15 protein-coding genes and 1 pseudogene are annotated in these 13595 nt (G+C 70.6%); 10 read left to right on the plus strand and 6 right to left on the minus strand.

Going from position 1 to position 13595, the window contains the following annotated elements; genetic code table 11:
- Nucleotides 1-93: 93 nt before the first annotated feature.
- The 6 genes and pseudogenes from ACIRR9_RS44240 to ACIRR9_RS44265 form a co-directional block, all read left to right on the plus strand.
- Nucleotides 94-1065, plus strand: a pseudogene (locus ACIRR9_RS44240) (MFS transporter); the annotation flags it as partial.
- Nucleotides 1062-1700 carry an HAD-IA family hydrolase gene (locus ACIRR9_RS44245; protein WP_403764506.1) on the plus strand — a complete coding sequence of 213 codons (639 nt, stop codon included), beginning with the start codon at nt 1062-1064 and terminating at the stop codon, nt 1698-1700. The pseudogene ACIRR9_RS44240 and the gene ACIRR9_RS44245, both read left to right, overlap by 4 nt.
- 36 nt (nt 1701-1736) lie before the next feature.
- Nucleotides 1737-2579 (plus strand): DUF317 domain-containing protein, encoded by an 843-nt coding sequence (locus tag ACIRR9_RS44250; protein WP_403764508.1) that lies wholly within the window; start codon nt 1737-1739, stop codon nt 2577-2579.
- A 225-nt stretch (nt 2580-2804) separates the two neighbouring features.
- Entirely contained in the window at nt 2805-3293 is a 489-nt protein-coding gene (locus ACIRR9_RS44255) for a hypothetical protein (protein WP_403764510.1), read from the plus strand.
- Between the two features lie 60 nt (nt 3294-3353).
- Nucleotides 3354-4139, plus strand: coding sequence for a DUF317 domain-containing protein (locus ACIRR9_RS44260; RefSeq protein WP_403764512.1), 786 nt, complete (start codon nt 3354-3356; stop codon nt 4137-4139).
- Between the two features lie 37 nt (nt 4140-4176).
- On the plus strand, nt 4177-5196 hold the full coding sequence (locus ACIRR9_RS44265; protein WP_403764514.1) for a SpaA isopeptide-forming pilin-related protein: 1020 nt from the start codon (nt 4177-4179) through the stop codon (nt 5194-5196).
- Between the two features lie 312 nt (nt 5197-5508).
- Here the strand turns inward: ACIRR9_RS44265 and ACIRR9_RS44270 are convergent, their stop codons facing one another.
- Nucleotides 5509-6057: a peptidylprolyl isomerase gene (locus tag ACIRR9_RS44270; RefSeq protein WP_403764516.1), complete on the minus strand. Its 549-nt coding sequence runs from the start codon at nt 6055-6057 to the stop codon at nt 5509-5511.
- Nucleotides 6058-6370: 313 nt separating this feature from the next.
- On the opposite strand from ACIRR9_RS44270, the gene ACIRR9_RS44275 reads away from it, so the two are divergent.
- The 3 genes from ACIRR9_RS44275 (at nt 6371) to ACIRR9_RS44285 (ending at nt 7956) form a co-directional block, all read left to right on the plus strand.
- On the plus strand, nt 6371-6724 hold the full coding sequence (locus ACIRR9_RS44275; RefSeq protein ID WP_403764518.1) for a DUF317 domain-containing protein: 354 nt from the start codon (nt 6371-6373) through the stop codon (nt 6722-6724).
- 101 nt (nt 6725-6825) lie between these two features.
- Nucleotides 6826-7119 (plus strand): hypothetical protein, encoded by a 294-nt coding sequence (locus ACIRR9_RS44280; RefSeq protein WP_403764520.1) that lies wholly within the window; start codon nt 6826-6828, stop codon nt 7117-7119.
- Between the two features lie 15 nt (nt 7120-7134).
- Entirely contained in the window at nt 7135-7956 is an 822-nt protein-coding gene (locus ACIRR9_RS44285; protein WP_403764522.1) for a DUF317 domain-containing protein, read from the plus strand.
- Nucleotides 7957-8105: 149 nt separating this feature from the next.
- On the opposite strand, the gene ACIRR9_RS44290 is transcribed toward ACIRR9_RS44285, so the two are convergent.
- The gene (locus ACIRR9_RS44290; RefSeq protein WP_403764524.1) at nt 8106-9029 is read right to left on the minus strand and encodes a hypothetical protein; all 924 of its coding nucleotides are present in this window, start codon (nt 9027-9029) and stop codon (nt 8106-8108) included.
- Between the two features lie 157 nt (nt 9030-9186).
- Here ACIRR9_RS44290 and ACIRR9_RS44295 point away from each other — a divergent pair, with 157 nt between their 5' ends.
- Nucleotides 9187-9351 carry a hypothetical protein gene (locus ACIRR9_RS44295; protein WP_403764525.1) on the plus strand — a complete coding sequence of 55 codons (165 nt, stop codon included), beginning with the start codon at nt 9187-9189 and terminating at the stop codon, nt 9349-9351.
- A 152-nt stretch (nt 9352-9503) separates the two neighbouring features.
- On the opposite strand, the gene ACIRR9_RS44300 is transcribed toward ACIRR9_RS44295, so the two are convergent.
- From ACIRR9_RS44300 to ACIRR9_RS44315, 4 genes are all read right to left on the minus strand, one after another.
- Nucleotides 9504-10190 carry a hypothetical protein gene (locus ACIRR9_RS44300; RefSeq protein WP_403764527.1) on the minus strand — a complete coding sequence of 229 codons (687 nt, stop codon included), beginning with the start codon at nt 10188-10190 and terminating at the stop codon, nt 9504-9506.
- A gap of 79 nt (nt 10191-10269) precedes the next feature.
- On the minus strand, nt 10270-10713 hold the full coding sequence (locus tag ACIRR9_RS44305) for a hypothetical protein (protein ID WP_403764529.1): 444 nt from the start codon (nt 10711-10713) through the stop codon (nt 10270-10272).
- A 441-nt stretch (nt 10714-11154) separates the two neighbouring features.
- Nucleotides 11155-12888 carry a relaxase/mobilization nuclease domain-containing protein gene (locus tag ACIRR9_RS44310; protein WP_403764531.1) on the minus strand — a complete coding sequence of 578 codons (1734 nt, stop codon included), beginning with the start codon at nt 12886-12888 and terminating at the stop codon, nt 11155-11157.
- A 15-nt stretch (nt 12889-12903) separates the two neighbouring features.
- On the minus strand, nt 12904-13419 hold the full coding sequence (locus ACIRR9_RS44315; protein ID WP_403764533.1) for a MobC family plasmid mobilization relaxosome protein: 516 nt from the start codon (nt 13417-13419) through the stop codon (nt 12904-12906).
- Between the last annotated feature and the right edge of the window lie 176 nt (nt 13420-13595).

Here is a 13595-nt window from a genome sequence, read left to right on the forward strand (position 1 = left end):
AACGAACTGAACGTCCGAACCCTCCCTCGGCGACACCGACACCATGCCTGATCAGCGGAAACTCAACGATCACATCCGGAAAGACAACGGCTTCTCACCACCGGCGGTCGCCTGGCCCGGCCGGAGCGGCTGCCCGTCCTCACGATCGCTGGCGGGGCCGGCCTCGCAGGATGTCTCGCCGCCCTGGGCCAGTGCACCGACTTCTCCTGGCTGCTCCTGGCCGCACTGGTCTTCGGGGCCGCGCACGGAATCCTCGACGTCGCCCTCAACACGGCGGCAGTGCGCTGCCAGAACGAATACGGCCGGCCCATCATGGCGTCCCTGCACGCCGCCTACTCATGCGGCGCCCTCGCAGGTGCCGTCCTCGCCGCCGCGACGGTCCGTACACCGCACACCACCCTCTTCCTGGTGACCGGACTGGTCCTGACCGTCACCGTGCTCTGCACTGCATCATGCACCCGCGTACTGACCGGGACGGGGCAACCGGCAGCGGTCATCGGGGCCGGGGCTGACGGCGGCCGGGCGTTGTCGGCAGCGAAGCTGTGGCTGCTGGGCGCTCTGGCCGCCGCGATCCTGCTCGGCGAGGGAGCGGCAGCCGACTGGGCCGCCGTCCACCTGCACAGCCTGCACGCCACGACGGCGGTCAGCGCCACAGCGTTCGCCCTCTACAGCGCCGCCATGATGGCCGGACGGCTGACTGGTGACACGCTCACCGCCGCCTTCGGCGCCCCCGCCGTGGTTCGTGCCGGCGCGCTGTTCGCGGCGGCCGGGCTGGCCACCGGCGCGTCGGCCGACAGCGTGCCGGTCGCCCTGGCCGGGTGGGCTGTCTTCGGCCTCGGGCTGTCCACCACCATCCCCTCGCTCATCAGCGCTGCCGGGGCCGGCGGGCCCACGGCGGTGGCCACGGTCTCCGTCACCGGCTACCTCGGCCTGCTCGCCGGGCCCGCCCTCATCGGTGCCCTCGCCAGCGTCACTTCCTTGTCCACGGCCCAGCTGCTGCCCGCCCTGCTCGCCGCCGCCGTCGCCGCTCTCGCCCACCGCGCCCTGGAGACTCCCACCCCTTGACCCGCACCACCAGCGCACACCCCGGCCTCGACGCCGCGATCCTCGACTACAACGGCGTCCTCGGCGCGCAGCCCCTACATGATCAGTGGCGGCACCTCGCCCACACCGCCCACTGGCCCGAGCAGGACCTCGCAGGCTTCCAGGAAGCCGTCTGGGCCGCCCGACCGGCCTACGACGCCGGCCAGTTGAGCGACATGGCGTACTGGGCCAAAGTCCTCGGCGCCCACCCCGGTCCGCGCCTGCTGCGCCAGCTGCGCGACGCCGACACCGACATGTGGACCACCACCGACGACCGCGTCCTCGCACTCCTGGAACGCGCCCACCGCAACGGGCTGCCGCTCTTCCTGCTGTCGAACGCGCCCGCCCACCTCAGCGACGTCCTCGACACCACCGACTGGTGCCGCCGGCTCATGACCCGCGCCTTCTACTCGGCCCGGCTCCAGACGAACAAGCCCGCCCCCGCCGCCTACCGGCAGGCACTGTCCGCGACCGGAGCCCGTGATCCGCGCAGGGTGCTGTTCGTCGACGACCGGGCGGAGAACTGCCAGGCCGCCGAACGCCTCGGCCTGCGCACCCTCCACTACACCGGCCGGATCGCCGACCTCGAAGCAGCCCTGCTCCACGGCCCCCGCTGATTCCCCCTCCCCAACCCCTCATCACTTCAGGAACTTGTGTCTTCCAACGACCTGTGGACCGGCGGGGACGTGTACGTCTCACCCCGCTACCTCGCCGGGCTGCCCGGCCACGCCGACCCGAGCTTCGCCCCGGTGGCCCACTGGCCCCACCACCGCCCCGACGCCGGCCCGTGCCAGCTGGTTGTCACCTCGCCCGACCACCGCATCCGCATCGGATGGTTCGGCGACGACCACGACACGTGGCTGATCACCGCCGCCGAGGACCCCGTCTCCGCGCCCCGCTGGACGGCGCGCATCAATCAGAACACCCCACCCGAGATCACCGAAGGACTCACCCGCGCCCTCGCCGCCGAGTGGGACGAAGACAGCGACTCCTTCCTCACCTCGCGGTCGTACTACTGGAGCGACGCGGTGCGACCGTTCCTCGACGCGGGCTGGGAGCAAAAGCCCCTCTCCCGCGGAAGGCTGGAGATCGTCTCCCCGGACGGGCTGGCCGGAGCGAGCATCGACGTCGTCACCACGGGACCCGACGCCGAGACGGTGACCTTGTGGGCCGGACCGCCCGGCTGGGGAACCCGCGCCGAGGCGACCTTCACCGCACGCACGCCGAAACACCTGATCGCCGCAACCGCCGCCGCCCTCGCCGACCTCACCCCCGTCCTGCGCTACAAGCAGTCACTCGACCCGCGGCTCGCTCAGTTGGCCCGGCTCACCCAGGTCACACCGCCCCGGCCACCTGCGCCGACCCCGCTCGACGTCCAGCGGACCGCCGCAGCCCGCCGCCCGGCCGCCGTCCCGGCCCGCAGCGTGCGCCGATGGACCACCGCCACACCCCGGCCCGCACCGGCCCACGGCCCCCGCCCCGGCCTTCGCCGCTGACCACATGACTCCCCCCCCTTCGCCCCCGCCGACGGTCTGGCCCAGCTCACCCCCATCCTCCCGACCGGCCCGTCGATCCCGACCCCCCTCGACGTCCGGCGCATTGCCTCCCGCCGCCCGGCCGCGCTTCCCGCCGCCAGCGTTCCGCGCTGGAGCACCACCAGCCAGCCCGCGCTGCCCGGCCCTCGTCGGTAACACCAACTCGACCTCGACCGGAGCCCCTTCTTGTTCCTGCAGGCACCCGAGTTCTTCGCAGAGCTTTGCCTCCCGTTCCCCGACCACGCCGTGGTCGGCAACACCTACTTCGCCGCCCCCGTCCCGGGCACACCACTGCGGCTGCGGATCGAATTCACCCGCACCATCCAGGCGGACACCTACGGCGGGCTGCGGGCGGCGATCGTCCACCGGGACCGCGGGGAGATCGACGCGGTGGCACTCAGCTTCCTGGACCACGGCACATTCCACCGCCGCCACGAAGCCAACAACACCCGTCCCAACACACAGGGATACGGCGTGATCGACAAGTACCACCGCCGGGAGCGGCCTCCGTGGGACGGAGCCGTCACCACCGGGCTACGCGACGCCATCGAGCAGTACACCGCGGTCTGGTTCCCCGGCGCCTGGAACACCTCCACCCCGGGCCGCGCAGCGGGTCGCAATGCGCAACCGGCGCCCGCCGCGCCGGTCACCCGCAACGGCACCCGCGCCCGTTGAGCCGGGCCCCCACCGCCTCCCCAGCCGTTCCGCACCCTTCAGCAGGAGTCCCCGCCCCTGATGACCCACCCCTTCGAGAACCTCGAACCGGCCCAGCCGGTGCAGGTCCTTCCCCGCCATCTCGCCGGGCCCGGCGCCGTCGACCCTCGCACCACGTGGGACTTCCCCTACGACGACGGCTGGCCGTTCGCCCAGGCCAATCACGGTCCGGCTGCCGCGTTCAGCCCGTGCCTGCGACTGCAGACCATCTACGACCCCCAGCCCGAGAAGCGCGGCAAGGGCACGTGGGTGATCACCGCGCACCGGGCCCCGTTCACCCCTGCGGACTGGTGGATCAACTTCGACGCTGCCACCCCCGTCGAACTGGTCCACGACGTCCACACCGAGCTGCTCGACCTCTACCTCGAAGACCTGCACAGCGACCAGGACCGGCTGTTCCAGGACGAGACGGCGGCGCAGGAGGTGTACGTGCCGTTGCTCACCCGCGGCTGGAGCCACGACGTCGAGACCGACGGCACGCAGACCTTCCTCAGCCCGGATGGACTCGGCGGCGTGCGCCACCGCTACGACATCAGCGGCTCCAGCGGGCCGGCCTGGCGAGCCTGGGGCGGCCATCCAGACGAACCGCACTGGAAGGCGGACTTCTCCTTCCGGACGCCCACCACGCTCGTCGCGGCCTTCACCGCCTCGCTCATCTCCACCGAGCCACTGCACCGTACCGTCCAGGACGTCCCCGTCCAGACCCGACGCGCCCTCCACATCGCCACCCCGACCACGAAGCCCGCGCACGGCAACACACCCGTCGCCCCGCCACCTCCCGTCCCGGCCCCCGGCCGGACCTGCTGACCTGTCCTGCTTCCAGATCCGAGGAGTTCCCTTCCCCGTGCACGTGTGCTCTGTCCGATCCGCCGCCGTCACCGTCGCGGTGGCCGGCACCCTCATCTGGGCGCCGGCCGCGAGCGCCCAGCCCTCCGAACCGGCCCCCTCGGCCTCAGCCGACCCTGCCGAGACACCGGCCCCGGACGCAGGCAGCGTCGAGATCACCGCGAAGGACACGGCCGGAGGCGTCCTGCCCGACGCCGTGTTCCTGCTGCTCGACTCCGCCGGCCAGGAAGCCGGACGCGGACAGAGCGACGCCCGGGGGAAGCTGACCTTCCCCGACCTCGCGCCGGGCGTCTACCGGCTCAAGCAGACGGCCACCGGCAGCACGCTCCACGAGGTCGTCGCCGACCAGGACGTCATCGTCACCCCGGGCAACACCACCCGGCTGACGATCACCGACCCGTTCAAGGCCGCCCAGGTCCTCCTGCAGGCCAAGGACGACAAGACGGGAAGGCTTCTGCCCGGCGCGACCGTGAACATCGGCACCGGCACCTCCACGCTGCTCACCCTGACCACCAGTGCCAAGGGCACGGCTTCGGGCGAACTGCCCGTGTCGAGCCGCAGGACGCAGTTCTGGGTCAAGGAGATCAAGGCCCCCGCTGGCTACAGCCGCTACAAGCCGACGAAGACGTTCACCGCGGGTCCCGGAGCCCCGGTGACCGTGACCATCACCAACGCCAAGACGGCCACCGTCCCCAAGCCCGATCCCTCGGACAAGCCGACACACCACCCCACCGACTCCCCGTCGAGCCCGGATGGGCCAAGCAGCGGTACCGGAGGCACCACGCCGTCCGCCTCGGGCAGCGACACACCGGAGTCCGACTCCTCACCCGCCGCCGCGACCTCGGCCGGCGCCCCCACGTCGAAGGCGCCGGCAGGTTCCCTCGCCCACACCGGAGCCGACGCCACACCGTGGCTGATCGGCGGCGCAGCCGTGTTGATCACAGCCGGCGGAGGTGCTCTCCTCCTGGCACGCCGCACCCGCACGCACAGCCCCACCGACGACTCCACCGAGAGCTGACCCGCACTCCACCCTGTTCCATGACGCAGAGCCCCCGGATTCCACAACCTGGAATCCGGGGGCTCTGTCGTCCACGAATCGTCCACCGTCAGATGCTCGCCCGCTGTCCACCAGGATCGCTCCAGGCTGGGCTCACAGGCGTGAAGGGCAACGACCGGATCAGTGCACTGCCACCACACAAGCCCGGTACTCGATCCGCTTCCCCGGTGGCTCCGACGCTGACCATGCCAACGAGGCCCGATGCGCCGACGTCCGGGTCGGCCGTGGCTTGGATGGGCACCCGACCGTAACCCACCCTCTCCAATGTGAAGTTCAGATATCGATGTGCGGTTCGCCTTCGAAGGGGGAGCGGTTAAACCGGATGGAGTGAACGACGATGTCCTTGGTGGGGCGGCCGTCCTTGTTGGTTGGGACCTGCGCGATGGCGTCGACCACGTCCCTCCCTTGGACTACCTCGCCGATGATCGTGTGCAGTCCGTTGAGGTCAGGTGCTTGCCGGGTAGTGATGAAGAACTGAGAGCCGATGGCGTTCGGTTCGGTGGCGGCCAACGCCAACATGTACGGCCGCTCGAACGTCAGATCCGGATGGAACTCATTAGGGCACGAAAAACCGGGGCCGCCGGTTCCGTCGCCCATCCGGTCTCCTCCCTGGATCATGAGTCCCTTGATCACACGGTGGATGATCGTCTCCTGGTAGATCGAGCCGATTCCGATGCACCCGGTCCGTGGGTCCACCCAGCGTCCGCTTCCCGACCCGAGAGCGTAGAACTGGATGGTTGGGTCCCTCACGTCTTCTAGGAACAGCTTCACGAGGATCTGCCCCAGCGACGTGCTGATCGTCGCGGTGAACTCTTGCTGCATGTGATCCATCCTGTGCTGCGGCCAACGAAATAAAAGGCCCTCATTATGCTGAAGTGGGGCATTTATCATCGCCAGCATAAAGTCACAGCGTCGGGAGGCGGCGGCGGAGACGCCGGTCGCGGTGTCCCGCGTGGCGGGAGCGAGTGCCCTGGATGAGCACCTACTCGCCTTCTCATAACGGCGTTGCGTCCACTCCGCTGTCAGTTCGCCGGGGGCAGACAGGAAAGATCGCGGAAAGACTGGCCAACGAGTGCGAGGGCATGTCAACGTAGACGACCTTGCAGGAAACCCCAGGTCAGAGAGGTGATTGCCCGTGACCGTAGCCCCTGCGGGCCCCGGTTTCTCCACTTCCGTCGAAGCCCTGCGACTGCGGGAGTGGCAACTCGGCCCCGGCCAGCCGACGCTGGTCATGGACCAGTTCTCCGCCGAGGACTTCCACCTGATCGTCGATGACCGCGCGGACGTACACGTCAGCAGCAAGGACGGCAGGTTCTACCTCGGCTGGTTCCCGCTCGGCCGCCCCGGCACGAACGGCGAGGGATGGAAGATCGCCGTCACTGGAACCGCCAAGGTCCGCGGCTACCACGTGTCGTTCGACACCGAGACGCCGGCCGACATCGTCGCCGCCGTCGTAGCACGCGTGCTGGAGACCTCGCGCCGCCGCTGACAGCGCGGACCGTCAGATAGCGACCGCCTTGTGAGTGAGCTGGCCGTCCGAACGGCAGCCCGCTCGACCGCACCCGTTTCCCCGCCCTCAGGAGGCTGTTCGTGACGTCCCCGGAGATGACCGTCGGCGATCTCATCGACCTGCTGTCCGCCTGCGACCCGAATGCTCCGGTCCGCCAGGCCGTGAACCCGTACTTCCCGATGGCCCACCGCCTGGCGCAGGTCCTGCAGTCGGTCGACGAGACCGGCCGGACCGTCGTCTACCTCGCCGAAGGACGTGACGCGGACGCCGCCCAGCTCGGCCACCTGCCACCGGAGGTCGCCATCGAACTGACATGGCAGGGCCCCGTCCAGGCACCTCCGCGCCGCCCCCGCCGCCGCGCCAGCGGCAACTAGATACGCACCGAGCCCTTGGAGGCGCCCCTGTACCCCGACTTCCCGCCCGACTCGTCCACCCCGCGCGGCGGCCAGCCCGCATTCTGGGTGGGCCCCCGGCACCTGGCCGGTGACGACGGGCGCCTCTACGACGTCGTCGCCGACACGCTCGCTGGCCTGAGCTGGACGAGCCTGACGATCGTCCGCGGACGGCACGAGCCGGACGAAGCACCGGAGGACCGCCAGGTCCTGCGCAGCACCGTCCTGCACATCAGCCCCGACGCCCTGCGCTGGGCCCAGTGGGGCCTGGCGGACGAGCCGTTTCACCTAGGCGAGCTGCCGATCGCCTGGCAGGTCTCCGCCCGAGCCGAGGCCAGCAGCCCGCTCGCCCAGTGGTCGGCCTACTTCACCCCCGACGTCCCCGGCGAGGCGGTGGTCGACTTCCTCGTGGCGCTCGATGCCCACGGCCAGCCTGCCGTGCCGCTCGCCGGATCCGAGCTGGTCCTTGACGCCGTCGCCGCCCACGGATGGTTCCGCGACATCGACCAGCCCCAGGTGGCAGCGACGGACCCGACGTTCACCTCGCACATCAGCCTCGGCGAGGTCCCGCCCCTCATTCAGGACGCCGACCCGCAGGTCCTGGCCTCGGAGGCCGACGAGACAGGGCCGGCCGGATGGCAGGCGTGGGCCGAGCCCGTGCTCGGCGCACCGTGCCTGTGGGCGGCCTCCTTCGCGGCCGGCGTCCCGCACGATCTCGTCGCTGCCTTCGCCGCCTCCCTCAGCTCGACCTCACCGGTCTTGCGCCAAGTGCTGCCCGAGGCCACCCGCGACAGGCTCCTGCGAGCACCGACCATCTAGCCTCCCGCTCGTATCTCGCGACGATTGCAGTCCGGCACCCTCCCACTTGGGGGTGCCGGGCTTTCCTGCTTCTCGGGTGGAGTGGCCGTTGGATCTTCGACGCCCAGAATGATTCCTCAGCGGGGAGGGCCGACTGGCTTCGGAGACTGTCAGCGAGCCAGTTTGAGGCGTGCCGTCTCGGCGGCGTGGGACGCGGCTTCGATGTGCCCAAGTTCGCCGGCGAGCGTCGACACGAACGCATCGACCGCCTCGATGGCGCGCCCCTCCATGGTGTCGGGCTCAGCGAAGTAGGACGCGAACTCTCCGGCGCCGATGGTCGCCATGGCGGGCCGACGGGCCTGGTAGTCGGCCCACATCGGCCTGTATGCGGCGCGCACCCGGTCGAGCTCGGCCTCGTCGACCTGCTCCTGCTTGAGGAGGCTGATCGTCTGCTGGCGGGCCTTCCACATGGCGATGTGGTCCTGGATGGGGACGGGCCCGTACGGGCCGGGAACGGCTCGTTCGATCCTCGGCATGCCGGGCTGGACGGGCCAGGGCGAGTACAGCTCCGTGAGGACCGCGGTCAGCCTGTTGAGGTCGATCCGCCCGGTCCGCTCGCCTTCCTCCAGGACGAGCTGGGCGGCCCGCCGCTGCTTGAGGGTGGCTGAGGGGTGGGCGAGTTGCTCGACGATGGCGCGGACGTTCTCGCGGCGCCGGACGGCGCTCGTCTGGCCGGTGGCGCGCGCGTGGGTGCGCCAGGCTCGGCGTGCCTGCGGGGTGAGAACGATCGTGTCGTCGATCAGCCACAGGTACAGCACGATCCGGATCAGGGAGCGTTGCGGGATGCGCCCCAGTGGGGAGCGCTCACGAGCCTCCAGGAGTCTGGTGAACAGCTCGCGTTGCTCCGGAGGGAAGACCCGTGGGTCGCTGCCGTGCGCGCTGGTCTTGCGCGGTTCGGGGTTCGCGAGCATCCCGTTCTCGACCCAGGAGGTCACCATCCTGGGACTGGCTTTGATCACGCCCAGGGCGTGTGCGTCGGCGACCAGATCGGCCGAGGTTCCCTCGACCCACGTGGTGGTCCGATTCCCGTTCATGGGGCCGAACTTACATCGAGATTCGAGCCCCGGAAGCTGCATTCAGCGCACGTCCCCCGTAAGGCTTGGGGTCAGCAAAAACTGCGCCCCGCACCGTATCCCTGCCAGGAACACGCGGTGCGGGGGCAGCCGACTCATCCCCTGAACGGAGACCGTCATGTCCCACCGTACGCACCGCCCCGTGCCTGAGCGGCGACGCGCACGCCGCTGTCTTGTCCAGGGCCTCGGGCAGGCGGCGTTCTATGCCGCTTCCGCCACGTTGTCCGGCGGGCTGGTCCGCGAGTTGCTCAATCTGGTGCATCTGTCCGCCTCCTCGTGCTGACCTGAACACCACAGAGGTGCTGCGTCCGGGTCTGCCGGACGCGGCACCTCCGCGCCGCCCGGCTGCAGGTAGAGGATCACGCAGGCTCCGACTTCGCCAACAGCATCCTCATGGCAGCGGTCGGAGGCAGCGGCGCGGGACAGGCGGGCAGGTCAGCTGGCTGACGTGGCCTTGCTGAGGGCCTTGTCGAGGTGGCGGTCGACGAGGGCCGGGGAGCCGGAGACGATCAGCAGCAGGCTGCCGTCGCGGATCGCGGTCTGCTTGACCACGGTGCTCTGTCCTCCTGCGGTGAATGTCAGGAGCTGGCTCCACTGCTCGTCACCGAGCGCGCGGGGCGCGGACAGCTCTTGCGAGGCCACGTCGACCGGAGTGCCGCCCGCGACGACCTGGTAGGTCGGGCAGCCGGTCATGGCGTCGAAGATCCGGTCGACGCCGTCGGAGAGCTTCTTCGCGCTGTCGCTGTACAGCTCCTCGGAAATCTCGGAAGAACTGCCGCCGTAGGTGAAGTCCGCCTTCGCCTTGTGCGGGAAGGCGAGCGTGCCTCCGGTCGCCGCGTTGCCGCCCAGTTCGCTCAGGGCCGGGCAGCCGATGACGGTGACATCGTGGTGCTGGGCCGGACGCTGTGGCTTGGGCAGGTAGCCGCTGCCGAGGTCGCTCTGGTCGAGCAGGCGGGACTTGAGCGCGGCCGAGGAGAGCGCGGCGGGCTTCTGGGTGGTGCCAACTGGCTTTCCCGGCCGGGCGGCGGGCGAGGTCTGGTGCTCGGCTGCGGTGGAGCAGGCGGGCAGGGCGAGGAGGGCGGCGGTGATGCCGAGGACGGTGGCGGCGATGCGAACGCGCATGACGGAACTGACCCCTTGGTGCTGGGCGACGGGTGGTCAGTGCGGGCCCGCGGGCCCGGTGGGGTCGTAGGAGTGGTGGTCAGTGCCCGAGGTGGCGCAGGCAGTCCTCGAACGTGGCGTACGTGGCGTCCGCCGGTCCGGAGTGCCGGTTGAACCAGGCGGTGTCGATGCGGGTCTCCTGCTGCTGGTGGCCGGCCCGGCAGCGCAGCCAGATCTCGCCGCGGGTGGAGAGGACGAGCCAGTCCCGGTACGCGCCGCACTCGGCGCAGGCGGCCATCTCGCCGTCGAGGATGAGGGGCTGTTTCCACGGCATCATCGTGCCCTCGACCTGATCGTGGCTCGGCACCCGCAGTTCCGGTGGGAGGAAGTCGTCCACGGCGGCGCCAGGGTCGGCGGGCTCCGGCTCAGGCGCCGGCACTCCGATGCCAGGCGGGACCTGGCCATGGAGCCGTGCATGCAGTTCGGCGAACTGCTTCTGAGCCTCGCTCGGTGCCTTGGCCCGGCGGCGTATCCGGTGAAACACCCTGGCGTCCTCCTCTACCTCGTCACCTCGTCCTGCGCGTTTCATGATCGTGCCCGACACCCGCGGCGGCTTCAACTCACAAAGTCCACAGTCCATCTGGCCAGGTCAGTACGGGCGCTCGGCTTCTCGACTGACCTGAGGACGAGTTGGCCACGATGCGTGTCGGGCAACGGCGCGGCGGCGTAGCCACGGGGGACCCGATCACCCCTCGTCGTCTCCCACGACCGCTCAACTCCGTGGCGTCCACTGGCTCGACGTGCCCCACCCGCGCCATGCTCGTCCGTCCTGCGGGTGCACGGATGCCGCCAGCCCCCCCCGTTGGGCCTGGTCGTCTCCGAGGTCCGAAGTGGCGCACGACCATGCTGTGGATGACAAGCGGAGCGGTGACGCTGTCCCTCTTCTCGGTGATGCGCGGAGGCTGCGTGCCGGTATCCGGCGGGCTTACCGGGTCTGATGCGAGGTTTCCTCGCCGCTGCGCCGCCTGCCGGGCGTGGAGGGCCTGGTGGTCGCCTGCCGCGTCGCCGACCGTGTCCCTGCGGTGCTGGTCTCGGGCAGGCGGGAGGCGTCGGCGGGCAGATCGGCGGTCCGTCGCATCCGCCACACGAGCACGTCGCTGACGGAGTCCGCGGTGCCGAGTTCGCGCCGTGCGGCAACGTCGGACAGGAGAGCGGCCGGGTCGTGGCCAGCGGCTTCGGCTTCCGCGATGGTCGCCGCCAGGGAGTACCAGCCGGGTTCGCCGAGGATCTGCTCGGCCAGCTCCGGCAGCGCGTCGCGCAGCAGTACGGTCTGCCGCTGGAGCATCGACCGACCCAGACGTCGTCCGCGCCGGTAGAGGACACCGAGGGGTCGTGCGGCGGCGGCCTGGTAGGCGGTGCGCAGGTGCTCGGCAGTCCGGGCGGCGGCCTCGGCCTGCTGGGCGTGTCCCTTCCGGGCGTGCCAGTGCGCGGCGGCGGTGATGAGGAAGAACAGCATGTCGATCGCCATCGCGGTGGTCGCGCCGTCCTCCCCGCGGCCCAGGGCCGGGCCGCCGTGGACGAGGTCGCGGGCGGCCTGCCGCAGAGCCTGCTCGTGCCCGCGCACGGCGCGGACGTGAGAGCGCGAGGCCCGCTCGAAAGCCGCTGCTGCGTCGCGCAGTTCGCGGCGGGTGTGGGCAGCGGACGTCTTCGCGAGGGCATCCAGGACCTCGCCGGCCGCGGCGATATGGGCGGCGGCGACCGCGTCGTCGCCGTGCTCGACAACGAGCACGGCCTGCCACACCGCCGAGGCTGTGCCACGGCGTGCTGCGGCCGGACTGCCCGGCCCCGTACGGATCGCATCCTCCCGCCGCGAAGCCGGGGTGTCTCCGGACCAGCGCTCGCGGATGCGGGGCAGCGAAAGGTCGGGGGCCAGGCGCGCGCCGGGGTAGAAGATGGGCTCGCCGTCCTTGTTCAGGTCGTCGGGCAGGGCGACCTTGTATCCGAGCAGGTCACCGGAGGGCGCGGCGCGCTTGCGGATCAGGAGGCCAGCGGTGGCAAGCCGGTCGAAGAACTCCTCGTCACTCCTCGCGCCGGCCACCGCCCGCCGTACGGTTTCGCGCAGGTCCTCACGGGCGGTGCGCTCGCGCCCCTGGCGCTCGGCCTTGTGCCGTTCGGCGCTGGTGGGTCGCTTCGCCGCGGTGCCGTCACCCTTGTTCAGGCGTCGCAGACCCAGCTCCGCTTCGAGGACCCGGGCCTGGGCCTGCACACGGGTCGCGTCGTGGTCGAGGTCAGGTTTGTACCCGTCTTCGCGGACCAGGGTGGCGACGATGTGGATGTGGTCATCCGCGTGCCGGACGGCCGCCCACCGGCAGCCCGCACCTGCCTCGGGATCGTCGATCCCCGCAGCGGCGACCATCCGGCGGGCCACGTCTGCCCATTCCTCGTCAGAGAGGATCCGGTCCTCGCTGCCATTGCGCACGGACAGATGCCACACGTGCCTCTTCGGGCGCTGCGACGGGTCGATGTTCTCGACGGGCTGGTCCAGGAGCTGCTGAAGCTGTTTGAGGGTCGCGGTGGCGTCGCGGCCCGGGTCGGGAGCGTTGTGATCCCAGGAGGCGACGAGGTGGGGGTCGCTGTGCTCCTCGAACTTGCCTGGTCCGTAGAGGTAGTAGAGGAGGCCGATGGTGCGCTGCCCGCGCTTCTGGATCCTGGGGATCATGGAGGCGAGGAGGTCCTAGTCCTGGTGGAGGAGTTGGTCGGTGGCGTGCTGGACGCGCTGGACGGCGCGGTCGGTGGCTGCGATGACCACATCGAGTTCGCCCGGGTGCGCTCCGGAGTTGACCGCTCGGGCGATCTGGTTCAAGTTGCTGCCGATGCGGCCGAGGTGCCGACGGGCGGCGAAGAACTCGGCGATCACCTCACGCTCGTCGGCAACGGCACTTGCGGTCCGTTCGAGGTCGCGGGCAGCAGAGAGGGCAGCACGGGCAAGGAAACCGGCGAGGGTGAGGCCGGCGGCCTTCGCACCGGCGGTCACAAGGACGAGTTCGTCGTCACTGAAGCGGGTGTTGCGGACGTGCGGACGCTGACGGCGCTGGTACTTGCGGCGGCGCGTACGCGGCTGCTCACGTTCGTCCTGTATTCCCTCTGGCTGCGATCCGCCCTCGGTCGCAGCCTCCTCGTCTGGCGTCCCCCGGCGCCGGACGAGCCCCGGCCCCCCAGGGACGGAGGAGCCCTTGGATACTTCGCTCAAGGCGGAGTATCCAAGGGGATAACTTGCTCGCCCCGAGACCGAGTTGGAGTCGGGATCAACTTCCGGGGTGGTGCTGCTCTTGGGTGCGTTCGTCATCGGGTTGCGGGCCTCGCGGAGCGAGTGTGGTGCTGAATGGCCGCGGCCAGGGCCAGGATGCCGGCCGGCCCTTGCCGGAG

The sequence above is a fragment of the Streptomyces sp. NPDC101234 genome, from assembly GCF_044767525.1.
Lineage (GTDB): Bacteria > Actinomycetota > Actinomycetes > Streptomycetales > Streptomycetaceae > Streptomyces > Streptomyces sasae.

Excerpts from the sequence above, each read along its gene's own strand:
- ACIRR9_RS44260 (WP_403764512.1), top strand. The coding sequence starts at position 3,354 with ATGACCCACCCCTTCGAGAACCTCGAACCGGCCCAGCCGGTGCAGGTC.
- ACIRR9_RS44270 (WP_403764516.1), bottom strand. The coding sequence starts at position 6,057 with ATGCAGCAAGAGTTCACCGCGACGATCAGCACGTCGCTGGGGCAGATC.
- ACIRR9_RS44290 (WP_403764524.1), bottom strand. The coding sequence starts at position 9,029 with ATGAACGGGAATCGGACCACCACGTGGGTCGAGGGAACCTCGGCCGAT.
- ACIRR9_RS44295 (WP_403764525.1), top strand. The coding sequence starts at position 9,187 with ATGTCCCACCGTACGCACCGCCCCGTGCCTGAGCGGCGACGCGCACGC.
- ACIRR9_RS44300 (WP_403764527.1), bottom strand. The coding sequence starts at position 10,190 with ATGCGCGTTCGCATCGCCGCCACCGTCCTCGGCATCACCGCCGCCCTC.
- ACIRR9_RS44310 (WP_403764531.1), bottom strand. The coding sequence starts at position 12,888 with ATGATCCCCAGGATCCAGAAGCGCGGGCAGCGCACCATCGGCCTCCTC.